We start from the raw sequence: 22646 nt of genomic DNA on the forward strand, positions 1-22646 counted from the left end.
ATGGCCCTCGATATTCTCGTCGTCGATGACGAACTCGACATCCGCGACATCGTCTCCGGCGTGCTGGAAGACGAAGGCTACGACACCCGCTCGGCCGCCGACAGCGACGCAGCGCTCGAAGCGATCGCCGCGCGGCGACCTTCGCTCGTGCTGCTCGATGTCTGGCTTCAGGGATCGAAGCTCGACGGGCTGGAGTTGCTGGACGAGATTAAGCGGCGCGATCCGTCCATCCCTGTCCTCGTCATCTCTGGGCACGGCAATCTGGATACCGCAGTAGCCGCCATCCGCCGAGGAGCCGCGGACTTCATCGAAAAGCCGTTCGAGGCCGAGCGCCTGCTGCTGATGGTCGCGCGCGCCACCGAAACCGAGAGCCTGCGCCGCGAGGTCGCCAGCCTGCGCGCCGCGGTCGGCCGCGAGACCGACCTGACCGGTAGCTCCGCTGCGATCAACAACGTCCGTGCGACGCTCAAACGCGTCGCGGCAACTGGTAGCCGGGTGCTGCTCGTCGGCCCCGCGGGCGTCGGCAAGGAAGTTGCAGCCCGCCTCCTTCACGGCTGGAGCAACCGTGCCGACGCGCCCTTCGTCATCGTCAGCGCGGCACGGATGACGCCCGAACGGGTCGAGGAGGAACTGTTCGGCGTCGAGGAGGCGGGCGATCTGGTGCGTCCGGGACTGTTGGAACAGGCCCATGGCGGCACGCTGTTCCTGGACGATATTGCGGATATGCCGATCGCCACCCAGGGGCGCATCCTCCGCGTGTTGACCGACCAGAGCTTCACTCGGATCGGCGGCACGCGGATCGTGCGGGTCGACGTGCGTGTCGTTTCGGCAACCGCGCGCGAACTGACCCAGGAAATCGCCGACGGGCGTTTTCGCGAAGACCTCTACTATCGGCTCAACGTCGTTCCCGTCGTACTTCCCTCGCTTGCCGAGCGCCGCGAGGACATTCCTGCCTTGGTGGAGCATTTCGTCGCGCGTTATGCGGCCGAACGCCGGGTGCCCACGCCCGGCGTTGCGGGGGACGCTATGGTCGCGCTGCAATCCTACGACTGGCCCGGCAATGTGCGCCAACTGCGCAACGTAGTCGAACGCACGATCATCCTGGCACCCGGAGACCGGATCGGCAGCATCGACCTCGATCTGCTCCCCGCCGAAGTGCTCGGCCATCCTGGCGACATCGGGGGCGGGGGTGCGACCGCCATCATGGGATCGCCGCTGCGTGAAGCACGCGAGACCTTCGAGCGCGAATATCTCCGGGTTCAGATCCGCCGCTTTTCCGGCAACATCTCGCGTACCGCCAGTTTCATCGGCATGGAGCGCTCGGCGCTGCACCGCAAGCTCAAGCTGCTCGGGATCACCGAGACGCGCGATGACTGATACGGTTCTTTACGTTTGGGGGCGGGAACCATAGATGGGCTGGCCTCACGGGCTTGCGCCCCAGGGGTTTTCGAACGCCGACGAACGGCGCCATCGCGGAGCAACGCTTCGCCAATAAGAAGGGGCTAGCATCATGGCCGACAAGCAAGGTTCACTCCAGGATCTGTTCCTCAACACACTTCGCCGCTCGAAAACGCCGGTGACCATGTTCCTGGTAAAGGGCGTCAAGCTCCAGGGTATCGTCACCTGGTTCGACAACTTTTCGGTGTTGCTGCGCCGCGACGGGCAGTCACAGCTGATCTACAAGCACGCGATCTCAACCATCATGCCGGCGGGCACCATCGACGTTGCGAGCCTTGTCGAAGCGGTGGGTGAAGCGCAGCGCAAGCAGCCGTTGTTGCAGGAAATATTTCTCAACGCGGTGCGGAAGTCCGAAACGAGCGTCACCATGTTCCTGGTCAACGGCGTCATGCTTCAGGGCCAAATCGCGGGCTTCGACCTCTTCTGCATGGTCCTGCAGCGGGAAGGCATGGCACAGCTGGTCTATAAACATGCGGTTTCGACGATTCAGCCGGCGCAGGCGCTGAACCTGGCCGAAGAGCAAGCGGGATCGGTGGACGAATGAGTGCCGGTTTCGAGCGCGACCGTGACGAATTTGCGCGTGGCGCACGCGCGATCGTGGTGTTGCCGGACCGCGGGGACGCCTCGCGCGATGCCGACGCCCGGCTGGCGGAAACTGCCGGGTTGGCAGCCGCGATCGGCGTCGTTGTCGTCGATCGTGTCGCGCTCAAGGTGCGCGAGCCACGCGCCGCGACGCTGATCGGAAGCGGGCAGGCCGAGCAGATCGCGACGCTGGTGCGGATGGAAGAAGCGGGACTGGTCGTCTTCGACGCTGCGCTCTCGCCGATCCAGCAGCGCAACCTCGAAACCGCGCTGGGTGCCAAGGTGATCGACCGCACGGGCTTGATCCTCGAGATCTTCGGCGAACGCGCGGCGAGCGCGGAAGGGCGCTTGCAGGTCGAACTCGCACATCTCGACTATCAGTCGGGAAGGTTGGTGCGGAGTTGGACCCATCTCGAACGGCAACGTGGCGGCTTCGGCTTTCTCGGCGGCCCTGGCGAAACCCAGATCGAGGCCGATCGACGCCTGATTCGCGACCGTATGGCGCGGCTGCGGCGCGAACTGGACCAGGTGACTCGCACACGTGGCCTGCACCGTGATCGGCGGCAACGCGCGCCGTGGCCGATCATCGCGCTCGTCGGTTACACCAATGCAGGAAAGTCCACCTTGTTCAATCGCTTGACCGGCGCCGATGTCATGGCGGAAGACCTGCTGTTCGCCACGCTCGACCCGACGCTGCGGCAGATCGCGTTGCCGGGCATCGACAAGGCAATCCTCTCTGACACGGTCGGCTTCGTCTCCGATCTACCCACCCAGTTGGTCGCCGCATTCAAGGCAACCTTGGAAGAAGTGACATCGGCCGACCTCCTGATCCACATCCGCGACATCGCGCATCCGGACAGCGAAGCACAGCGCGCCGATGTCGAAACGGTGCTGGCCGAAATCGGCGTGGCTGACACGACGCCCCGGTTCGAAGTGTGGAACAAGCTCGACTTGTTGGACGGGGAAAGGCGCTTGGAGGTCGCCGGTGAAGCAAGCCGCCGCCGCGACGTTGTCGCCGTATCTGCGCTCGACGGGGAAGGGGTGGAGGCGCTCGTCGACCGGGTCGCGGCCAAACTCACCTCCGCCCATCGACGGTATCGTATTATTCTAGAATCTGGCGATGGTGCGGGTGCGGCATGGCTGCATGCGCATGGCGAGGTTCTCGGCACCACAGTCGAGGAGGACAGGGCGCTCTACGATGTTCGGCTGTCCGAAGCCGATTACGACCGGTTCATCCGCCGCGATTCTTGACGGCCTGCCAAAGCGCTTCCTTCGCAGCCAGGTCCATCGCGGGAAACGATTTGCCGCCGATCTCCTCCATAGCTGCGAAACGTCGTTCAAATTTGATGTTGGCGGCACGCAGGGCTGCTTCGGCGTTTACCCCCAGGTGGCGAGACCAATTGACGACCGCGAACAGCAGATCGCCGATCTCTTCGGCGACGGCTTCTCCCTCTGCGTTTTCCACCTCGACACATTCTTCGTCGATTTTCGCTCGCGGTCCGGATGGATCGGGCCAGTCGAAACCGACACGCGCGGCGCGCTTTTGAAGCTTCTCGGCGCGTAACAATGCGGGCAATCCCGCCGCGACCCCAGCAAGTGCGCCGACCTGAGCCTTTGTGCTACGTTCTTCAGCCTTGATCGCTTCCCAGTCGCGCGTCGTGGGAGCGCCGCCAAAAATATGCGGGTGACGGCGCTCCATCTTGTCCGCAATCGCGGTCACCACATCGTCCAGAGCAAATGCGCCGGACTCCTCGGCGATCCGGCTGTGGAAAACGATCTGGAGCAGCAGGTCGCCGAGTTCGTCCTTGAGGTCGACCACGTCGCTCCGTGCTATGGCGTCTGCCACTTCATAGGCTTCTTCGATCGTATAAGGAGCAATCGTCGCCCAGGTCTGGGCACGATCCCACTCGCAGCCGGTGTTCGGGTCACGGAGCCGCGCCATAATCGCGACCAGACGGTCGAGAGAGTAACCCGCCACGTTAATATTTCCTCAATCCGACAAAGTCCGATAATGTACATTATGTAAAACTTCGCGGTGCGCCACTTCGACGGCTGTGGAGTTCACAATGTAACTTCCAAACCGTCATACCCCGGTTCAACGTTCGGCGGCAGGGTCGCGCGGAGCGTCGCATAGTCCATCGTGTGATCCATGTGGATGAGGATCGCACGCTTTGGCATGAGTGCCTCGATCCAGCCCAAGACGGTGGCGAGATCGGGATGCGACGGATGCGGACGACGACGCAGCGCATCGACGATCCAAACGTCCAGCCCGGTGTATAACGACTCCATCGCGGGCGTCATTGCATGGAAATCCGTGGCATAGCCGATGCTCTTGCCGCCATCAGAGAACCGAAGGCCTGCCGAGACGATGCTTCCATGTGGTTGCTCGACGACGTCGATCGTCACGCCATCGCAGGTCCACCGATCGGGCAGCAATTCTCCTACGACGACCGGAGGATAGCCCGTGCGGCCTGCAAAGGCGTAAGCGAAACGCGTTTTCAGCGTTGTCAGCGTCGACGCATGTGCCATCCCGCGGACCGGGTGGCCGAGCGCGTGATACACTTGACGGAGATCATCGATGCCGTGGCAATGGTCGGCATGGTCGTGGGTCCAAACCACCGCGTCGACCGTCGCGACATCGGCGTCCAGCAACTGCTGGCGCATGTCGGGGCTGGTGTCGACGAGGATACGATGGCCGTCGTGTTCGACCAGGATCGACGCGCGGGTTCGGCGATTGCGGGGTTCATTGGGGTCGCATTCACCCCAGTCGTTGCCGATGCGCGGCACGCCGGACGAAGTGCCCGAGCCGAGTATGCGGACTTTCACGCGCGGGTTCGCGTGAAAAGAGTGTGGAAGTTCTCTGCGGTACGTGATGCCAGTTCAGTGACATCCTCTCCGCGCAGTTTCGCAAGTAACGCGACCGTGTCGGCGACGAAGGCGGGTTCGCCAGGTTTCCCGCGATGCGGCACGGGTGCTAGGAACGGGGCGTCGGTTTCAACCAGGAGCCGGTCGATCGGGAGACGTGCTGCGATCGCTTGCAGATCGCGCGCGTTCTTGAAGGTGACGATGCCCGAGATCGAAATGTAAAAGCCCAACTCCAAAGCCTTGTCGGCGAAATCCGACGACGCCGTGAAGCAGTGGATGACGCCGGAATAGGCCCCCTTCCCCATCTCGTCCGCCAGGATCGCAAAGGTATCGTCCTCGGCATCGCGGGTGTGGACGACGATCGGCAGGCCGGTTTCGCGCGCGGCGACGATGTGGGCACGAAAGTTCGCCTGCTGACGGGCGCGATCGGAATGATCGTAGTGATAATCCAGACCACTCTCCCCGATCCCGGCTATGCGCGGGTGGGCGGCGCGAGCGATCAGGCGGGCGGCATCGACATGGGCGTGCGCGTCGGCTTCGTGCGGGTGGATGCCGACCGTTGCCCACACGTCCGCCTGCGCCTCGGCGGTGGCGAGGACCGCATCCCATTCGCATTCGCGGGTCGCGATGTTGAGCATCGCGGTGACGCCGCGAGCGCGGGCACGGGCAAGGACCGCGTCCTGAACCTCGGCGAGTCCTTCATAATTGAGGTGGCAGTGGCTGTCGGCAAGCATCACGCGGCCTCCGGAGGAAGTTCCAGCCGCGGGAAGACCGGCGCCGGCGGAGCGATACGAAAGCCTGAGGCGGCAACTCGTTCATACCAACCATCGTCGTCGATGGCGGCATGATCGCGTTCTTCCGCGCCGACCTGGTCGAGCACCTTCGCCGCCGCAGTCGGCACGACCGGCAGGATGGCGATGGCCAGCATCCGGATCGCGCGAACGAGCGTGCGCAGGACCGCGTGCATCCGATCAGGGTTCGTCTTGCGCAATGCCCAGGGTGCCTGTGCGTCGATATATTGATTGCAGGCGAAGACGCCGCGCATCCACGTTTCGATGCCCTGGCTAAGCGCCAGATCGCCGAAGGCGGCGCGCAGACCGGCGCAAGCGACGACCACTTCCTCGATCAACATGCCATCAGCTTCGGCGGCCGTGCCGACCGATGGAAACGCGCCTTCCAAGTTTTTGGCAATGAACGACAAAGTGCGCTGCGCCAGATTGCCGAAGCTATTCGCCAGTTCGGCATTGACCCGGGTGACGATCGCCTCGGCCGAATAGCTGCCGTCCTGGCCGAAGCTGACGTCGCGTAGCAGGAAATAGCGCAGGGCATCGACCCCGAATGCCGCGACCAAGGCCTGTGGATCGACGACGTTGCCGATGGATTTCGACATCTTCTCGCCCCGGTGGAGCAGGAAGCCGTGACCGAACACGCTCTTGGGCAGGGGAATGTCCGCCGACATCAGGAAGGCCGGCCAATACACCGCATGAAACCGCACGATGTCCTTGCCGATCAGATGCAGATCCGCGGGCCAGTAGCGGCGCTCTGCAGCGTCGGCATCAGGATAACCGATGCCGGTCAGATAGTTGGTCAGCGCATCGACCCACACGTACATGACATGGCCATCGGCGCCAGGCACCGGAACGCCCCAATCGAAGCTGGTCCGCGATACCGAAAGGTCCGTCAGGCCGCCTTCTACGAACCGGGTCACCTCGTTCCGCCTGCCGTCCGGACGGATGAAGTCGGGGTCGCGCGCGTAGAGATCGAGCAGCGGCTGCTGATATTTGGACAAGCGAAAGAACCAGCTTTCCTCGACCGTCCACTCGACCGGGGTGCCCTGGGGCGAGAGTTTTATCCCGCCCTCACCCTCTACGACCTCTGCGTCGGTATAAAAGGCCTCGTCGCGTACCGAATACCAGCCCTCGTAGCGGCTGGGATAGAGATCGCCCTTGGCGGCCATCGCCTCCCACAATGCCTGGCTGGCGCGGTAATGCGCAGGTTCGGTCGTCCGCACGAAACGATCGTAGGAGATATTCAACGCGTCGCACATGTCGCGGAAATATCCCGACATCTCGTCGGCGAGTTGCGCCACCGGGCGGCCCTCCGCCCGCGCGGCCTGGACCATTTTCAGCCCGTGTTCGTCGGTGCCGGTCTGGAAGCGAACGTCGCGACCGGCCTGACGCTGAAATCGCGCGATCGCGTCGGCCGCGATGGCTTCGTAGGCGTGTCCGATATGCGGGCGGCCGTTCGGATAGCTGATTGCGGTGGTGATGTAATAGGGTTCGGCCATGCACGCGCTCGTAGAGCATCCACGAGGCGAGGTGAAGCCGCGCGGAGGGCGCAATGTCCCGCCGGCGGCCTTCGCAAAGGTAACGAAGGTAACGCAAATACCTGCGGGACGTCAGGCCACCCGAATTGATAACGATCGGGCTTGGTTTGCTGTCACCATTCTAGCGACAGCAGCGCATGACGCATCACTGAGAAGGAGCATGGACAGTCGGCAAATCCTGATCCGACTTTTTCCAACATTGCAAGCCGTCACGCGTGGAGGCGCGCGACGAGACCCGCCATCTCATACACCGTCGCCTGGGGATCGAGCGAGAGGCCCACCGCAGCGCTTGCCAATTCGCGCGCAGCGGCATGGGCGTCGAGTGCGGTCACCAGCGCAGCACCCCGGCGGCCTTGCGCAGCAACGGAGATATAGGCGGGAACGCGGTCCAGAAATGCCTCGTACCGCGGCTGTGCCGTCTTGCCGATTAGCGCCTTGGCGAGTTTCACGCGCCGCGCATTGCCTGGATCGCCGTCGCTGGCGATCGCCGCAATCGCGGCGTCGAGCGCGGCGACATCCAGCCCCGCGTAACGTAAGGCCCGCCCGGGCGACCCCTCGCCGATCGCGATCAGCGCTGCCACTTCGTCGTCGCTCGCTTCGGGGCGCGCATCGCGGATGGCGCCGGCCATGTCGGGCGCATCCAGCACGTCGAAGCGGAGTAGGCGGCAGCGTGAGCGGATCGTCGGCAGCAGCCTTCCCGGCGCGTGGCTGACAAGCAGGAAGATCGTGCCTGCCGGTGGCTCCTCAAGATTCTTCAGCAGGGCATTGGACGCACCCGGCCGTTCCAGATCGTCGATCGAGTCGATCACGACAACGCGCCGTGGCCCCATGGACGGCGTTGTCGCCAGCATCGGCTGAAGCGCCCGGATCTGGGCGATCGAGATGCTTCGCGCCACATCCTGGTCCGGCTTTTCGGCGTCCTTGGGCAAGCGGCGCAGGATGCGGAAATCGGGGTGAGACCCGGCCGCGATGAGCGCGTGAACGGGGTGCGACTCCGCGACCGCCAGCCCATCTTCGGCGACGCCGCCGGCCGATGCCTCGGCCAGCATCCGTGTCGCCGCGGCCTGGGCGAAGCGCATCTTGCCGACACCCTCCGGCCCGGCGATCAGCCACGCGTGGTGCAGTGCGCCGCCCGCCAGCGCCGCCAGAAACACGGATTGGGCGCTGGCATTTCCCCACACCGGGCTCACGACGTCACCCGATCACCCGAAAAGCGAGGTAAGCCCCGCCCAGGCGCGTCCGAAGAAGCCTGCTTCGGCAACATCGCTTTCGGCGACCAGCGGCAGCCGCTGTTCGGGCATGTCGGGCGAGGACACGACCAGGTCGGCAATGTGGTCGCCTGCCTTGATCGGTGCCTTCACCGGGCCGTCGTAAACGACCTTGGCCGACATCTCGGGCACCGCGCCCGCGGGCAGGGTGACGGTCAATGCTTTCGGCGCTACAAGGCCGACGGTGCTGCTGCTGCCCATCTGCACGTCTGCGAATTCGACGTGCTTGCCCTTGGCGACGATTGGCTTGGCCTGCCAGGCACGGAACCCCCAGTTCATGAAGCCGACGGATTCACTGATCCGCTGGTTGAAGCTGGTCAGCCCCGCCATCACCATCACCAGCCGCCGGCCGTTCTGCTCGGCCGAACCGGTAAAGCCGTAGCCGGCCTCCTCGGTGTGCCCCGTCTTCAGCCCATCGGCGCCGGCCACGCGGCCGAGCAACGGATCCCGGTTTGCCTGGGTGATGTCGGCACCCGCACCCAGCGTCTTGCCCCAGGTGAAGCTCGGCAGGCTGTAATATTTTTTGTAGAGCGTCGGATGATTCTGGATCGTCGCGGCGGCCAGCTTCGCCAGATCGCGCGCGGTGACATAGGTCACGCCGTTATCGGGCCAGCCGTTGGAATTGCCGAAGTTGCTGTTCGTCAGGCCGAGTTCCTTGGCCGCCTGGTTCATGCGGCTGACGAAGCCCTCTTCGGTGCCCGAGATGCCCTCTGCCAGAACGACGCAGGCGTCATTGCCTGAGAGCGTCACGATGCCCTTGAGCAGATTGTCGACGCTGACGTTCTCGCCCGTGGAGAGGAACATCGTAGAGCCCGCGGCAGGACCATGCCATTTCTGCCAGGTTTCTGGCCGCACGGGAAACTGCTGGCTGAGCTTCAATTCGCCCTTCTTAATCATGTCGAAGGCGACATAGACCGTCATCATCTTCGCCATCGAAGCCGGCGGCATCCGGCGATCGGCGTCGCGCGCGAAGAGGATCGCGCCCGACGACATGTCCTGGAGAAAGGCGACGGGCGCCGGCGTCTGAAACTGCGGTGCGGCCGCCGCGGATGGCACGCTGGCGAGGATCGCGATGAGGGAAGCAGTGGCGGGCAGTTTCATAAGCTGGCAGGTCCGTAGCTGAACATATTGGATCGATTGGCGATCATGGGTGCATCATAGCCCCGCCACGCGCCCGCCGCTAGCGTTCGACCGCATCGGCGAGCAGCCCGACCGAAAGAGCGTAGAAGTTCGAGCAATTGTAGTCGAGGATGACGCGGTAGTTGCCGGTCAGGAGATAGGCGGTCGCGCCGGGGCCGTCCGGCTCGAACAGGGTCGCAAGCGTGCGATCGGCGGGCCAGGCGCCTTGCGCGCTCACGCCGAGCGCGCGCCATTCGGCCATCGTCCGCCAGCCGCTGTGCCGGGCGAAGACGCGCGGGCATCGTGGCGACACCAGCCGATTGCGGACTTCGGCGCGGTCCATTTCTGCGGGCACGGTCACCGCGACGCCCCAGGGTTCGCCGGCACGCCAGCCGGCACTGGCGAAGTAATTGGCGATGGAAGCGAGCGTATCGGGTTGGCTGCTCCAGATGTCGGCGCGGCCGTCACCGTCGCCGTCGCGGGCCAGACGCAGGTAGATCGACGGCAGGAATTGCGGATTGCCGGTGGCGCCCGCCCAGCTGCCCTTGAGTTGCTCGCGGGGCACGCCGCGGTCGAGCATCTTGAGCGCCGCGATGAACTCGCCCTGGAACAGTTCGCGGCGACGACCGTCATAGGCGAGGCTGGCGAGGCTGCGCAGAAGGTCGAAATTGCCGGTGTACGCGCCGTAATTCGTCTCGTGCCCCCAAATGGCGACCATGATCGCCTCGGGCACGCCCGTCTGGCTCTCGATCGCGGACAGTTGCGCGCGCTGCGCTTGATACACGCGCTGACCGCGACCGATGCGCGCCGCGTCGACATGCTGCGCGCGATAAGGAGCGAAGGGAGGCGAGGTCGTGCTCGCCTCGTTTCCGGGCTGTGCGCGATCGAGGGCGACGACGCGAGGATTGAGCGTTAACGTCGGCGCGACCGCATCGAACGTGGCAGGCGACACGCCCTGTGCGATCGCCTGCCCGCGCAAGCCGGCGAGATAGGCTTGGAAGCCGGCATCGTCCTGCGCCTGTGCCGGCGCGCCGCCGAGCAGCGCGAGCGCCGCCAGCGCGCCGCCGCGCCATATCCTCGCCATCGTTGCTTGACCGATCATGCCCCGACCCTGCCATAGCCGAGCGGCGTGCGGAACCCCGTGTCGTCGCAGCACTTGCACGCGGGGGCGCGCGGCGGCTAACGGGTTGCGGGCCGGAGGGATGGCCGAGTGGTTTAAGGCAGCGGTCTTGAAAACCGCCGTGGGTGCAAGCTCACCGTGGGTTCGAATCCCACTCCCTCCGCCAGACATGCGAACGGCGGCTCCCTCGCCGGGAACCGCCGTCCTGATACCGCCGTCGCGGCTTACTTGCGCAGCGTCAGGCCACCACCGAAGCGCTTGTTGAAGCGTGCGACCTGGCCGCCGGTGTCGAGCATCGTGCCGCGACCGCCGGTCCACGCCGGATGCGCGAGCGGATCGATGTCGAGCGTCATCGTGTCGCCCTCCTTGCCCCAGGTGGAGCGCGTCTGGAATACCGAGCCGTCGGTCATCTGGACGTTTATCATGTGGTAGTTCGGGTGGGTATCGGGCTTCATCATGCATCTCCGGGCGTGGCTGGTTCCGACCAGCCTGAGCGAAGCGCGCCGCCTAGCCGACGTGCTCCAAAAAGTCAAAGTTCTCTATCATCGCGCATAGGCGGCAGTATTCAGGCTTTGGGAGGATCGGCGATCATTGCCGTAAAGTTGGCCTCTGCAACGACTTGTCCGTCGATCTTCGCACGACCTGCGAACTTGCAGACCGAACTGCGTTTCTGCACGAATTCAGCCTCCAGCCGCAGCAATACGCCGGGTTCGACGGGCTTGCGGAACTTCGCGCCGTCGATCGCCATGAAGTAGACGAGCTTGCCGGAACCGGCGAGGCCGAGGCTCTCGACCGCGAGGATGCCCGCCGCCTGGGCCAGCGCCTCGACGATCAGCACGCCGGGCATGATCGGGCGACCGGGGAAATGACCCTGGAAGAAGCCTTCGTTGATCGTCACCGCCTTGATCGCGACGATCGACGTGTCGAGGACGAGATCCTCGACACGATCGACCAGCAGCATCGGATAGCGATGCGGCACCGCCGCCATGACCCGCGTGATGTCCAGCGGGCCGATGGAAGCGCTGCTCACCGCCGGGGCCGGGGGAGCGTCGCTCACCGGCCCTGGTTGCGGCGCGGCGTGGCGGCCGGCGCGGCGGCGGCGGGTGCCGCACCGCCCTGCCCGCCCGGCTGCCAGTTCGCGGGCACTGCGGTCGAGACGGTCGGCACCAGCGCGTTCAGCTGCTGTGCGATGTCGGCGGTGATGTTCGAGGTCGGCAGCGCGAAGGCGACGCCTTCCGGGCGCAGCAGGATGTTGACGCGCTTGGCGGTCATCGCGTTGCGGGTCGCCTGATCGAGCTTCGCGGTGATCTGCTCCTCGGCATAGGCCAGCGGACGCTCGAACGGTGCGGCGAGCGGGGCCAGTTCGGTCTGGATTGCCTGCTGGCGCGCCTGGAACGCCTGGATGCGCGGGTTGATCGTGGCTTCGGGGGTGTTTGCCTGCTGAAGCGTGCGGATTTCCTGCGCAGACCGCTGCAACTCGGCCTGAAGCGGCTGGCTGCGCGCGTTATAGGCGTCGATCTGCGCCTTGTACTGCGTCTGGATCGCGCGCGCCGCGGCCTGATAGGCGTTCGAGCTGCGCACGGCGGCGGCGAAGTCCGCGATTGCGGGATAGGCCGGCGCCGAGGCGACGGGGGCCGGAGCGGGCGCTGCGGCCTGAGCGGAGAGCAGCTGCGGCGCGGCAAGTGCGGCGACGAGTGCGGCGGTTTTCTGGAAGGTATTCATCAGAACTGGGTTCCTACGTTGAAGGTGATGAGTTTGGGATCGTCGCCGGGCTGCCGCAGCAGCGCCTTGGCCACGTCGATGCGAAGCGGACCGAAGGGGGAATTCCAGTTGACGCCGATGCCGACCGACAGGCGTGGCCGCGCGTTGCTGCCGTAGAACACTTCCTTGAACGGCGCGGTCGAGGACGAATAGACGCCGTTCACCGATGTGCCCGTGCAGGCGCCACCCAAGGTCGCGGAAAAGCCCGTCCGGCAGGTCGTGATGGCGCCGGCATTGGTCGTATCGGTCGCGCTGACGAGGTAGAGCGCATTGCCCGAACTGTCGAACAACGGCGTCGTGATCGGCAAGACGGTGCCATCCGCCGCGACGGGGAAGGTCACCGTCGGCAGCGGCCGGGTGATGCTGAACAGGCTGCCCGCCTGGACGTAGATCGACGGACGCAGGCCGAGTTCGCGCGCGCCCGAGCCGAGCGGAATTTCCAGCTCCGCACGCGCCAGATAGTAAGCGGTGCCACCAAGGGCATCGTCGATGATCTGGTCGCGATCAGTGACCAGAACCTGCTTGTTATTGGCGTCGGTCGTATAGGGGATACGCTGCACGCGCGGGCCGACGCCGCGGATGTTGAAGCCGCGGAACTGCGGTTCGCCCAGATAGAAACGATCGGTGATGCGGACCTTGTCCACACCCTCGCCCCGGCTCTTTTCGAGCGAACGGATATAGCCGCCCTCACCCACCAGCGAGAAGATGAAGCCCGAGCCGACGTTGAAGAATTTGGAGGCCTCGGCGCGCGACCGCAGATATTTCACGTCGCCACCCAGCCCGGCGAAATCCTGGCTGAAGGAGAAGCGCTGGCCCGCGGTCGGGCGCAGGCGGCTGTTGAGGCTGTCGTAGATCAGCGAATAACCGATCGACGACGTCCAGCGATTGCCGATCGCCTCGCACAGATAGCGTCCGGCCTTGAGCGGATCGCAGACGCCGTTGGTGAAGAAGCTGGCCTCGTCGAGCCCGACCTCGTCATAGGACAGACCGTAGCGACCCGAAAGCGACCAGAATTCGGTGAGCGGCACGCCGGCGCGAACCTGGAAGCCGGTCGATACCTGCGAATAGGTGGTCTGGCGCTGGTTGCCGTTGAAGTTGAACGAGTTGAAATCGCGGCGGAAGATGTCGCCACCGATCGCGATGTTCTTGTCGAAGAGATATGGTTCGGTGAAGCCGAGTTCGACCGACTTGGAATAGGTCGAATAATTGACGCCCGCGCGCAGCTCCTGGCCCTTGCCGCGGAAGTTGCGCTGGGTGATCGACGCCTGGATGATGAAGCGTTCGAGGCTTGAATAACCCGCCGACAGCTGCAGCTCGCCCGTCGACTTCTCCTCGACGTTGGCCTCCAACACGACGCGGTCGGGCGACGATCCCTGGACCGGCTTGATTTCGAACTTGTCCTGGAAATATCCCAGGCTGTTGATGCGGTCCTGCGACCGCTTCATCTGGAAGCTGTTGAAGGCATCGCCCTCCGCCAGACGGATCTCGCGGCGGATCACCTTGTCCTGGGTCTGCGTGTTGCCGGTGATGTCCACCCGCTCGACGTAGCTGCGCTGCTGCTGCGCGATGACGAAATTGATCCCCATCGTCAGCGTGTCTTTGTCGCGGGCGTATTCGGGACTGACCTCGGTGAAGGCATAGCCGAACAGCCCCGCCGACTGGCTCAGCGAGTCGATCGCATCTTCAACCAGCTTGGCGTTATACCAGTCGTCTTTCTTGAGCGGCAGCGACGCGGCCAGCCGTTTGTTGTCGAAGTCGCGGATTTCGCTGTCGACGGTGACGTCGCCGAATTTGTAGCGCGATCCTTCCTCGACGACGTAGGTGATGATGAAATCGCGCTTGTCCGGGGTGAGTTCGGCCACCGCCGAGGTCACGCGGAAATCGGCGTAGCCATTGGTTAGATAGAATTGGCGCAGCTTCTGCTGGTCATAGGCCAGGCGGTCCTGATCGTAGGACGTGTTGGATGAGAGGAGGCGGAACAGCCGCGACTGCTTCGTCGCCATCTCGCCGCGCAGCGCATCGTCGGAGAATTTCTCGTTGCCGATGATGTTGATTTGGCGGACCTTGGATTTCGGTCCTTCGCTGATCTCGAACACCACATCGACGCGGTTCTGATCGAGGCTGACCTGCTTGGGTTCGATCACCGCGGCGAAGCGACCCTGCCGGCGGTACAGCTCGACGATGCGCGCAACGTCCTGGCGCACCGCGGTGCGGGTGAAGATCTGTCGCGGCGCGAGCTTGATCTCCTTCTTGATCTTGTCTTCCTTCAGGCGCTTGTTGCCCTCCAGGATCACGCGATTGATGATCGGATTCTCGCGGATGCGCAGCACGATCTCGCCGGTTTCGGCGCCGCTGACCGACACGTCGGCGAACAGGTCCGACGCGTACAAGTCCTTGATCGCCTGATCGAGCGTCTCGTTGGTATAGGCCTGGCCCTGGCGCAGTTTGGTATAGGACAACACCGTGTCCGGCTCGATCCGCTGCGATCCTTCGACCCTGAGCGTCGTGATCGTGCGCTGCGGTGCGGCGGGGGCGACGACGGCCGGCGGCACCACCCGCGCCGGCGCGGCCGGGCGCGCAGCGGGGCGCGCGGCCGGGGTCTGGGCCTGAACCGGCACCCCCGACAGCATCGTGCCCGCAAGCAGGATCGCGCCCGCACGCACGTAAGAAGAACTCTGAATCGCTGTCACAGAAAACCCATCCCAGAAAAGTCGCGTCGACCCCTGATCGCCTAAATCACGTTCGCCCAACCCATGCCCCGCCGATCCACGTCGCCCGGCGCATCCCGCGCGCGCCCTGCCCTACCTGCGTCACCCGATCAACCCGGACAGGCTTTTCCACAAGCCCAGGCTGCCCAGATCGTTGACGGTGACGAGCAACATCAGCGCGAGCAACGCCGCAAGCCCGCCGCGATAGGCCCATTCCTGCGTGCTCGCCGCCACCGGCCGCCGCCGCGCCGCCTCGATCGCATAGAAGAACAGATGCCCGCCATCGAGCATGGGAACTGGCAGCAGGTTGATGAACCCGAGATTGATGGAAACGAACGCGATCAAGAGGACCAGCGCCGACCAGCCGAGCGAGAATTGCTCGCCCGACACCTTGGCGATGCGGATAGGCCCGCCGAGTTCGTCCAGGCTGCGCCGACCGGTAATGATCTGGCCGAGCCCGTCGAGGGTGCCGCGAAGGATACCCCCGACCATGCGAACGCCGGCGACCGGCGCTTCGAGGAGAGGCACGGGTTCATAGACGATCGCGCCCGAACTGATGCCGAGGCGGCCGATTGCGGTCTCGTTGCCGAAGCGATCACGCATCGCGACCCTGCCGAAGGTGGCCTGCGCGACGGCAGGCGTCTGTCCGCGAACATAGTCGATCGCGACCCGCTCGCCCGGACGCATGATGACGTAGAGCTGGAGATCGCGGTAGGTGTCGATCCCGCGTCCGCCGAGCGCGGTGACGCGGTCGCCTGCGCGAAGCCCCGCCTGCGCCGCCGGGCTTCCCGCCTGGACGGTACCGACGACGGGCGGGGTGCGATCGACACCGACGGTGGCCGCGAAGCCGGCGAGGATAAGTATCGCCAGCACGAAGTTCACCACCGGTCCGGCGGCGACGATGATCGCACGTTGCCACACCGGCTTTGCCTGAAACGTGCGCTGACGCTCGGCGGCGGGCAGCGACAGCCATTCGGCGCTGGGCTGGCTGGCCGGGTTCATGTCGCCGGCGAATTTGACATAGCCGCCGAGCGGGAGCCAGCCGAGCTTCCAGCGGGTGCCGCGCTTGTCGGTCCATCCGGCGACCTCGCGCCCGAAGCCGATCGAAAAGGCTTCCGCCTTCACCCCGAACCATCGCCCGGCGAGGTAATGGCCCATTTCATGGACGAAGACGAGCGGACCGATCACCAGGATGAACGCGGCGATCGTCAGCAGCAGGCCAGGAGTCTGGATCAAATGACGCAATCCTTCACACAGGCATCCGCATACACCCGCGCCTCTGCATCGACCCCAAGCACGGCGTCGAGCGTCTCCGGCGCGGGCGGATCGTAGCGATCGAGCGTATCGGCCACGATTGCGGCAATTTCGAGGAAGCCGATTCGCCCCGCGAGGAAGGCGGCGACCGCGACCTCGTTGGCGGCGTTGAGGATGGCCGGGCGCGCGCCGCCGGCCTCCAGCGCCTGACGCGCGAGGCGGAGTGCAGGGAAGCGGACGGCATCGGGGGCTTCGAAATCGAGGCGGCCGATCGCGACCAGATCGATCGGCGCCATCGGCGTCGCCATCCGGGCCGGCCAGGCCAGACAGTGCGCGATCGGCACGCGCATGTCGGAGGGGCCGAGCTGGGCCAGCATCGAGCCGTCGATATGATCGACCAGGCTGTGGATGACGGATTGCGGGTGGATGACGATCTCTATCCGATCATGCGCGATCGGGAACAGCCGCGCGGCCTCGATCAGTTCCAGCCCCTTGTTCATCAGCGTCGCCGAATCGACCGAGATCTTGGCACCCATCGACCAATTGGGGTGCGCGACCGCCTGAGCCGGGGTGACGCTGCGCATGGCCTCGCGCGACCAGTCGCGGAACGGGCCGCCGCTGGCGGTGAGGATGATGCGGCGGACTCCCTGCGGACGCGCGGCATCCAGGCACTGGAAGATGGCATTGTGTTCGGAATCGGCGGGCAGAAGGGTCGCGCCGCTCGCTCGCGCGCCCGCGAGGATCAGGTCGCCAGCGGATACGAGCGGTTCCTTGTTGGCCAGGACGACGATGCCGCCCTGCGCGACCGCGGCCATCGTCGGGGCAAGGCCTGCGCAGCCGACGATCGCGCCCATCGTCCAGTCCGCGCCCATCGCGGCGGCATCGCTCACCGCGTGCGCGCCGCCGTTCGCGACGGTGCCGGTCCCCGAGAGCGCATCGCGCAGCGCTGGCAGGCACGTCTCGTCGGCAACGACCGCAAGGGCAGCACGGGTGCGGATCGCGGCGGCGGCCAACCCCGCGACGTCGCAATTGGCGGTGAGCGCCAGAACGCGGAAATCCTGCGGCGCGCGCTCCACCAGGTCCAGCGTCGAGGTGCCGACCGATCCGGTCGCGCCCAGGATGGTCACCGTCTTCATCGGACGTTGCTCATGCCAGCAGCAGCGGCAACATCACCAGCAGCGCCGCCACCGGCGCCACCGGCACTACACCGTCGAGCCGGTCGAGGACGCCGCCGTGGCCAGGCAGGGTGTGGCCCGAATCTTTCACGCCGGCGCGGCGCTTGATCGCGCTTTCGAACAGGTCGCCGACCTGCGCCAGAATCGCCAGCAGCGGGGTGGCGACGACCAGCCGCAAGGGCAGGCCGTAATACGCGTGCATCGCGACGGCCAGCGCGGTGGCGAGCAGGATGCCGCCGATCAGGCCCGACCAGGTCTTGGCCGGGCTGATCCGGGGCGCCAGCTTCGGGCCGCCGATCGTGCGCCCGGCGAAGAACGCGCCGATATCGGTCGCCCAGACGAGCGCGAGCGCCCAGGTGGCATAGACGATGCCCTCCTCCTGACGCCGCATGACGACCAACGCGAGAACCGGCAGTCCGCAATAGAGGATGCCTGCCGCGAGCTGACGCCCCCCGGTGACGATGACGACGAAGAACGCCGCCCCGGCGAGCAGCCCGAGGGTGAAGAAGTCATGGACCTCGATCAGCAGCGATGCGGGCGCCATCAGCGCGAGCGGGACGGACAGCGCGAATTGCGCGATCCGCTTCTCGCGCGCGCCGACGCCCGCCAGATCGGCCCATTCCGCCATCATGAAGAGGGCAGCGATCACCGCGAGCAGCCAGAAGAGAACACCGCCCACCGCCAGCGCGACCAGCGCGGTCGCGATCATCGCGATGCTGGCGACGATCCGCAGGCGCAAATTGGAGGGCGTCCGCAGCCTTGCGTCGGGCGTTTCGGGCAGCGGCTCGCTCATAGCCCGCCGTAGCGTCGTTGCCGCCGCCCGAACGCCGCCACCGCATCGGCGAGCGCTTCACCGTCGAAATCGGGCCAGAGCGTGTCGACGAACAGCAGCTCGGCATAGGCCGCCTGCCACAGCAGAAAGTTCGACAGCCGGTGTTCGCCCGATGTGCGGATCATCAGATCGAGCGGCGGCAGGTCGCGCGTCTCCAGCTCCGCCTCGATCGCGGCTTCGGTAATGTCCTCGGGCGCCAGGCGCGCGGCCAGCCGGCGGGCCGCGGCGGCGAGTTCGGCCTGAGCGCCATAGTTCAGCGCGATCGCCAGAATGGGGCCGGTGTTCGCAGCCGTCCGCGCGATCGCCGCGTCGACCAGTTCGACCAGATCGGGGGCGAAACGGCGATAGTCGCCGATCACCCGCAGCCGGACGTTCTCACGCGCCAATTCGTCGAGATCGCGGCGGATGAAGAGACGCAGCAGCCCCATGAGGTCGTTGACCTCCTCCTCGGGCCGGCGCCAGTTCTCGCTGGAGAACGCATAGAGGGTCAGCGCCTCGATCCCCAGCGCACGCGCGGCGCGGGTGACGTGGCGCACCGCATCCACCCCCGCCTTGTGCCCGGCAAACCGCGGCAGGTGCCGCGCCTTTGCCCAGCGGCCGTTGCCGTCCATGATGATGGCGACGTGGCGGGGGATGGCGGGCGGTGCGGGTGAGGCGACGGCACTGAGGGGCGCGGTGCTCACCGGCCGGCACTCCAGCGAGCGCCGGGCCGCTCATGCCCCCGGCATGAGCTAAACAGCGTGCGCTGTTTGCCCGTCACTTGCCGAGGATTTCCTTTTCCTTGGCAGCCGCGGTTGCATCGAGATCGGCGATCGTCGTGTCGGTCAGCTTCTGGAGATCGGTTTCGTGGCGTTTGCGCTCGTCTTCGCCGAAGACGTTCTTCTTCTCGTCGACCTTCAGCGAATCCATGCCGTCGCGGCGGACGTTGCGCACCGCGATCCGCGCCTTTTCGGCATATTGATTGGCGAGCTTGGCGAGTTCCTTGCGCCGCTCTTCGGTCAGATCAGGGATCGGCAGGCGCAGGGTCGTACCGTCGGTGATCGGGTTCAGCCCCAGGCCGGCCGAGCGGATCGCCTTGTCGACCGGGCCGACATTGCTCTTGTCCCACACCTGCACCGACAGCATCCGCGGCTCAGGCGCGGAGACGGTCGCGACCTGGTTCAGCGGCATCTGCGATCCGTAGACGGTGACGACGACCGGATCGAGCAGCGTCGTCGAAGCGCGCCCGGTGCGCAGGCCGCCCAGATCGTGACGGAACGCATCGACCGCGCCGGTCATCCGGCGTTGCAGGTCGGCTTTGTCATAGGCTGGCATCGGTCATCTCCTGCTGGACGATCGTCGACACGCCTTCACCGCGCAGCACCGCGGCAAGGTTGCCGTGTTCGCGGATGTTGAAGACGACGATCGGAATCGAATTGTCGCGGCACAAGGCGATCGCGCTGGCGTCCATGACCTTCAGGTCGTCGGACAGCACGCGGCTGTAGCTGACCGTGTGATAACGCGTCGCGGTCGGCACCTTCTTGGGATCGGCATCATAGACCCCGTCGACGCTGGTTCCCTTGAACAAGGCGTCGCACTTCATCTCGGCGGCACGCAGCGCCGCGCCGGAATCGGTGGTGAAGAAGGGCGAGCCGACGCCCGCCGCAAAGATCACGACGCGTCCCTTTTCCAGGTGGCGCTCGGCGCGACGGCGGATGAAGGGTTCGCACACGCTGGCCATCGGGATTGCCGACTGGACCCGGGTGTCGACGCCGATCTGTTCCAGCGCATTCTGCACCGCGAGCGCGTTCATCACGGTGGCGAGCATGCCCATATAGTCCGCGGTCGCGCGCTCGATGCCCTTGGCCGCGGCCGAAAGCCCTCGAAAGATGTTGCCGCCGCCGACGACGACGCACAATTCATATCCGGCGTCGCGCGCGTCCTTGATCTCGCCGGCGACGCGAGCGGTGACCGCCGGGTCGATGGCAAGACCGCCCTCGCCCATCAGCACTTCGCCCGACAATTTCAGCAGGATTCGTTTGAAGCGCGGCGGCGTCATGCGGTCTCGATCGTGATGGGGGTGGCGCCGGACCTTAGGCGCGGGTGCGGGTAGAATAAACCCCTCTCCCACCGGGAGAGGGAGGGAGCAGCCGAAGGCTGCGGGAGGGTGAGGGTGACGCGTTCGCCCTCACCCCTCGCTCGCTGCGCGAGCTTGCCCCTCTCCCGGGGGGAGAGGGGATTCAGGTCAAGCCTCCGTCGTCGTATCGGGTTTCTGGGGCACGCCGCTGGCCGCGGCGACTTCGGCGGCGAAATCGGACTGGTCCTTCTCGATGCCTTCGCCGAGCTGAAAGCGGACATAGTCCTTCAGCACGATGGTCGTGCCCGCATCCTTGCCCGCCTTGGCCACGACGTCGCTGATCTTGGTCTTGCCGTCGATCACGAACAACTGGCTGACCAGCGCATGCTCCTTGCGGTATTTGGCGATCGCGCCCTCGACCATCTTGGCGACGATATCGGCGGGCTTGCCCGATTCGGCGGCTTTTTCGGTCGCGATCGCGCGCTCGCGCTCGATCATGTCGGCATCGAGATCGGCTTCGTTCAGCGCCAGCGGGAAGGCCGCGGCGATGTGCATCGCGATCTGCTTGCCGAGCGCCTGGAGCACGTCGTCGGCAGCATCCGATTCGAGCGCGACCAACACGCCGATCTTGCCGAGGCCCGCAACCGCGGCATTGTGGACATAGGGAACGACCGCACCCTGCGACACTTCCAGGCGGCGCGCGCGGCGGATCGACTGGTTCTCGCCGATCGTCGCGATATTGTTCGTCAGCACGTCGGCGACGCTGGTGCCCGACGGCATCGCCGCGGCCTTGATCGCATCGACCGAATCACCCGTGGCGAGCGCGATCTGCGTCACTTCGCGGACGAAATCCTGGAACTGCGCGTTCTTGGCGACGAAATCGGTTTCCGAATTCACCTCGACCGCGGCACCCCTGGTGCCGGCGACGGCGACGCCGACCAGCCCCTCGGCCGCGGTGCGGCTGGACTTCTTGGCGGCGGCGGCCAGCCCCTTGGTGCGCAGCCAGTCCATCGCGGCGTCCATGTCGCCCGCGGTCTCGTTCAGCGCCTTCTTGCAATCCATCATGCCCGCGCCGCTCTTCTCGCGCAGATCCTTGACCATCGCTGCCGTGATATCGGCCATGTTCGTGTTCCTCATGCAAACATCCGTTCGCCCTGAGCGAAGTCGAAGGGCACGCCAGGTGCTTCGACTTCGCCCAGCACGAACGGCTGGATTTATCGCTGCCCCATATCAGGCAAGCGTGTGACGATTACGCGTCGATCTGGCGCTCGGCCTCGGCAGCCTGCTCACCCTGGGCGGCGGCGTCCTCGACGATCGGGTCGGTGCTGAGCGCATCCTCGCTCGGCGGCTCCATCATCGAACCGATGTCGGCACCGGTGCGGCGCTGCTGCTCCTGCCCGCCACGCGTCGCGGCGATCGCGATCGCTTCGCAATACAGGCGGATCGCGCGGCTGGCGTCGTCGTTCGCGGGCACCGGGAAGGCGATGCCGTCCGGCGACACGTTCGAATCGAGGATCGCGACGACCGGGATGCCGAGCGTATTGGCTTCCTTGATCGCCAGTTCTTCCTTGTTCGCGTCGATCACGAACATCACGTCGGGCACGCCGCCCATGTCGCGGATGCCGCCGAGCGACATTTCGAGCTTGTCCTTCTCGCGCGTCAGCTGGAGGACTTCCTTCTTGGTCAGGCCGTGGGTGTCGCCAGACAGCTGCTCCTCAAGGGTCTTGAGGCGCTTGATCGAATTGCTGATCGTCTTCCAGTTGGTGAGCATGCCGCCCAGCCAGCGATGGTTGACGAAATGCTGGCCCGAGCGCCGCGCTGCGTCCGCAATGGCTTCCTGCGCCTGGCGCTTGGTGCCGACGAACAGCACCTTGCCGCCGCCGGCGACCGAGGACGAAACAAATTCGAGCGCGCGCGCGAACAGCGGCACGGTCTGCGACAGATCGAGAATGTGGACGCCGTTACGGTCGCCGAAGATGTAGGGTTTCATCTTCGGATTCCAGCGGTGGGTCTGGTGGCCGAAGTGGGCACCAGCCTCAAGCAGCTGCTGCATGGAAACGTCGTTGGACGCCATGGTCTATTCTCCTTCCGGTTATACCTCTGCAGGGCCGAGAGACGGGGA

22 protein-coding genes and 1 tRNA gene are annotated in these 22646 nt (G+C 65.5%); 4 read left to right on the forward strand and 19 right to left on the reverse strand.

Annotation, left to right across the window (positions count from 1 at the left end; genetic code table 11):
- From VF643_RS06385 to hflX, 3 genes are all read left to right on the forward strand, one after another.
- Positions 1–1377 (forward strand): sigma-54 dependent transcriptional regulator, encoded by a 1377-nt coding sequence (locus VF643_RS06385; protein WP_331042536.1) that lies wholly within the window; start codon positions 1–3, stop codon positions 1375–1377.
- Positions 1378–1510: 133 nt separating this feature from the next.
- The gene (hfq, locus tag VF643_RS06390; protein WP_331042537.1) at positions 1511–2002 is read left to right on the forward strand and encodes an RNA chaperone Hfq; all 492 of its coding nucleotides are present in this window, start codon (positions 1511–1513) and stop codon (positions 2000–2002) included.
- On the forward strand, positions 1999–3291 hold the full coding sequence (gene hflX / locus VF643_RS06395) for a GTPase HflX (RefSeq protein WP_331042538.1): 1293 nt from the start codon (positions 1999–2001) through the stop codon (positions 3289–3291). Before hfq ends, hflX begins: the two co-directional genes overlap by 4 nt.
- Here hflX and mazG read toward each other — a convergent pair.
- The 7 genes from mazG to VF643_RS06430 form a co-directional block, all read right to left on the reverse strand.
- On the reverse strand, positions 3272–3982 hold the full coding sequence (gene mazG, locus VF643_RS06400) for a nucleoside triphosphate pyrophosphohydrolase (protein WP_331042560.1): 711 nt from the start codon (positions 3980–3982) through the stop codon (positions 3272–3274). The two genes, hflX and mazG, sit on opposite strands and share 20 nt — an antisense overlap.
- A gap of 119 nt (positions 3983–4101) precedes the next feature.
- Positions 4102–4866 (reverse strand): MBL fold metallo-hydrolase, encoded by a 765-nt coding sequence (locus VF643_RS06405; protein WP_331042539.1) that lies wholly within the window; start codon positions 4864–4866, stop codon positions 4102–4104.
- Entirely contained in the window at positions 4863–5639 is a 777-nt protein-coding gene (locus VF643_RS06410; protein ID WP_331042561.1) for a TatD family hydrolase, read from the reverse strand. Before VF643_RS06410 ends, VF643_RS06405 begins: the two co-directional genes overlap by 4 nt.
- Positions 5639–7192, reverse strand: a complete 1554-nt coding sequence (metG, locus tag VF643_RS06415) for a methionine--tRNA ligase (protein WP_331042540.1) — start codon at positions 7190–7192, stop codon at positions 5639–5641. The genes VF643_RS06410 and metG overlap by 1 nt, the downstream gene beginning before the upstream one ends.
- A gap of 248 nt (positions 7193–7440) precedes the next feature.
- Positions 7441–8421 (reverse strand): DNA polymerase III subunit delta', encoded by a 981-nt coding sequence (locus VF643_RS06420; protein ID WP_331042541.1) that lies wholly within the window; start codon positions 8419–8421, stop codon positions 7441–7443.
- A gap of 12 nt (positions 8422–8433) precedes the next feature.
- The gene (locus VF643_RS06425) at positions 8434–9600 is read right to left on the reverse strand and encodes a D-alanyl-D-alanine carboxypeptidase family protein (protein WP_331042542.1); all 1167 of its coding nucleotides are present in this window, start codon (positions 9598–9600) and stop codon (positions 8434–8436) included.
- Between the two features lie 79 nt (positions 9601–9679).
- Positions 9680–10702: a lytic murein transglycosylase gene (locus VF643_RS06430; RefSeq protein ID WP_331042562.1), complete on the reverse strand. Its 1023-nt coding sequence runs from the start codon at positions 10700–10702 to the stop codon at positions 9680–9682.
- Between the two features lie 112 nt (positions 10703–10814).
- Between VF643_RS06430 and VF643_RS06435 the strand changes: the two genes are divergently transcribed.
- Positions 10815–10904, forward strand: a tRNA-Ser gene (locus VF643_RS06435).
- 58 nt (positions 10905–10962) lie between these two features.
- Here VF643_RS06435 and rpmE read toward each other — a convergent pair.
- From rpmE to rpsB, 12 genes are all read right to left on the reverse strand, one after another.
- Positions 10963–11193, reverse strand: a complete 231-nt coding sequence (rpmE, locus tag VF643_RS06440) for a 50S ribosomal protein L31 (RefSeq protein ID WP_331042563.1) — start codon at positions 11191–11193, stop codon at positions 10963–10965.
- A 110-nt stretch (positions 11194–11303) separates the two neighbouring features.
- Positions 11304–11795 carry a 3-hydroxyacyl-ACP dehydratase FabZ gene (gene fabZ / locus VF643_RS06445; RefSeq protein ID WP_331042543.1) on the reverse strand — a complete coding sequence of 164 codons (492 nt, stop codon included), beginning with the start codon at positions 11793–11795 and terminating at the stop codon, positions 11304–11306.
- Positions 11792–12460 (reverse strand): OmpH family outer membrane protein, encoded by a 669-nt coding sequence (locus VF643_RS06450; protein ID WP_331042544.1) that lies wholly within the window; start codon positions 12458–12460, stop codon positions 11792–11794. Before VF643_RS06450 ends, fabZ begins: the two co-directional genes overlap by 4 nt.
- Positions 12460–15129 carry an outer membrane protein assembly factor BamA gene (gene bamA / locus VF643_RS06455; protein WP_331042564.1) on the reverse strand — a complete coding sequence of 890 codons (2670 nt, stop codon included), beginning with the start codon at positions 15127–15129 and terminating at the stop codon, positions 12460–12462. Before bamA ends, VF643_RS06450 begins: the two co-directional genes overlap by 1 nt.
- Before the next feature lie 180 nt (positions 15130–15309).
- A complete protein-coding gene (locus VF643_RS06460; RefSeq protein WP_331042545.1) occupies positions 15310–16443 on the reverse strand; it encodes a M50 family metallopeptidase in 1134 nt (377 codons plus the stop codon).
- Positions 16440–17597 carry a 1-deoxy-D-xylulose-5-phosphate reductoisomerase gene (gene dxr / locus VF643_RS06465; RefSeq protein ID WP_331042546.1) on the reverse strand — a complete coding sequence of 386 codons (1158 nt, stop codon included), beginning with the start codon at positions 17595–17597 and terminating at the stop codon, positions 16440–16442. The genes VF643_RS06460 and dxr overlap by 4 nt, the downstream gene beginning before the upstream one ends.
- 10 nt (positions 17598–17607) lie before the next feature.
- Entirely contained in the window at positions 17608–18429 is an 822-nt protein-coding gene (locus VF643_RS06470) for a phosphatidate cytidylyltransferase (protein WP_331042547.1), read from the reverse strand.
- Entirely contained in the window at positions 18426–19151 is a 726-nt protein-coding gene (locus VF643_RS06475; protein ID WP_331042548.1) for an isoprenyl transferase, read from the reverse strand. The genes VF643_RS06470 and VF643_RS06475 overlap by 4 nt, the downstream gene beginning before the upstream one ends.
- Before the next feature lie 73 nt (positions 19152–19224).
- Complete coding sequence (gene frr, locus VF643_RS06480) at positions 19225–19782, reverse strand: ribosome recycling factor (RefSeq protein ID WP_331042549.1); 558 nt, start codon at positions 19780–19782, stop codon at positions 19225–19227.
- Positions 19769–20506, reverse strand: coding sequence for a UMP kinase (gene pyrH, locus VF643_RS06485; protein ID WP_331042550.1), 738 nt, complete (start codon positions 20504–20506; stop codon positions 19769–19771). Before pyrH ends, frr begins: the two co-directional genes overlap by 14 nt.
- A 186-nt stretch (positions 20507–20692) precedes the next feature.
- The gene (gene tsf, locus VF643_RS06490; RefSeq protein WP_331042551.1) at positions 20693–21646 is read right to left on the reverse strand and encodes a translation elongation factor Ts; all 954 of its coding nucleotides are present in this window, start codon (positions 21644–21646) and stop codon (positions 20693–20695) included.
- A 127-nt stretch (positions 21647–21773) separates the two neighbouring features.
- Positions 21774–22598 carry a 30S ribosomal protein S2 gene (gene rpsB / locus VF643_RS06495; protein WP_331042552.1) on the reverse strand — a complete coding sequence of 275 codons (825 nt, stop codon included), beginning with the start codon at positions 22596–22598 and terminating at the stop codon, positions 21774–21776.
- Positions 22599–22646 lie beyond the last annotated feature (48 nt).

It is taken from the genome of Sphingomonas sp., assembly GCF_036387595.1.
GTDB lineage: Bacteria > Pseudomonadota > Alphaproteobacteria > Sphingomonadales > Sphingomonadaceae > Sphingomonas.

Coding starts and splice junctions, on each gene's coding strand:
- VF643_RS06385 (WP_331042536.1), top strand. CDS start 1: ATGGCCCTCGATATTCTCGTCGTCGATGACGAACTCGACATCCGCGAC.
- hfq (WP_331042537.1), top strand. CDS start 1,511: ATGGCCGACAAGCAAGGTTCACTCCAGGATCTGTTCCTCAACACACTT.
- hflX (WP_331042538.1), top strand. CDS start 1,999: ATGAGTGCCGGTTTCGAGCGCGACCGTGACGAATTTGCGCGTGGCGCA.
- mazG (WP_331042560.1), bottom strand. CDS start 3,982: ATGGCGCGGCTCCGTGACCCGAACACCGGCTGCGAGTGGGATCGTGCC.
- VF643_RS06410 (WP_331042561.1), bottom strand. CDS start 5,639: ATGCTTGCCGACAGCCACTGCCACCTCAATTATGAAGGACTCGCCGAG.
- metG (WP_331042540.1), bottom strand. CDS start 7,192: ATGGCCGAACCCTATTACATCACCACCGCAATCAGCTATCCGAACGGC.
- VF643_RS06425 (WP_331042542.1), bottom strand. CDS start 9,600: ATGAAACTGCCCGCCACTGCTTCCCTCATCGCGATCCTCGCCAGCGTG.
- VF643_RS06430 (WP_331042562.1), bottom strand. CDS start 10,702: ATGGCGAGGATATGGCGCGGCGGCGCGCTGGCGGCGCTCGCGCTGCTC.
- rpmE (WP_331042563.1), bottom strand. CDS start 11,193: ATGAAGCCCGATACCCACCCGAACTACCACATGATAAACGTCCAGATG.
- VF643_RS06450 (WP_331042544.1), bottom strand. CDS start 12,460: ATGAATACCTTCCAGAAAACCGCCGCACTCGTCGCCGCACTTGCCGCG.
- bamA (WP_331042564.1), bottom strand. CDS start 15,129: ATGCTGTCGGGGGTGCCGGTTCAGGCCCAGACCCCGGCCGCGCGCCCC.
- dxr (WP_331042546.1), bottom strand. CDS start 17,597: ATGAAGACGGTGACCATCCTGGGCGCGACCGGATCGGTCGGCACCTCG.
- VF643_RS06470 (WP_331042547.1), bottom strand. CDS start 18,429: ATGAGCGAGCCGCTGCCCGAAACGCCCGACGCAAGGCTGCGGACGCCC.
- frr (WP_331042549.1), bottom strand. CDS start 19,782: ATGCCAGCCTATGACAAAGCCGACCTGCAACGCCGGATGACCGGCGCG.
- pyrH (WP_331042550.1), bottom strand. CDS start 20,506: ATGACGCCGCCGCGCTTCAAACGAATCCTGCTGAAATTGTCGGGCGAA.
- tsf (WP_331042551.1), bottom strand. CDS start 21,646: ATGGCCGATATCACGGCAGCGATGGTCAAGGATCTGCGCGAGAAGAGC.
- rpsB (WP_331042552.1), bottom strand. CDS start 22,598: ATGGCGTCCAACGACGTTTCCATGCAGCAGCTGCTTGAGGCTGGTGCC.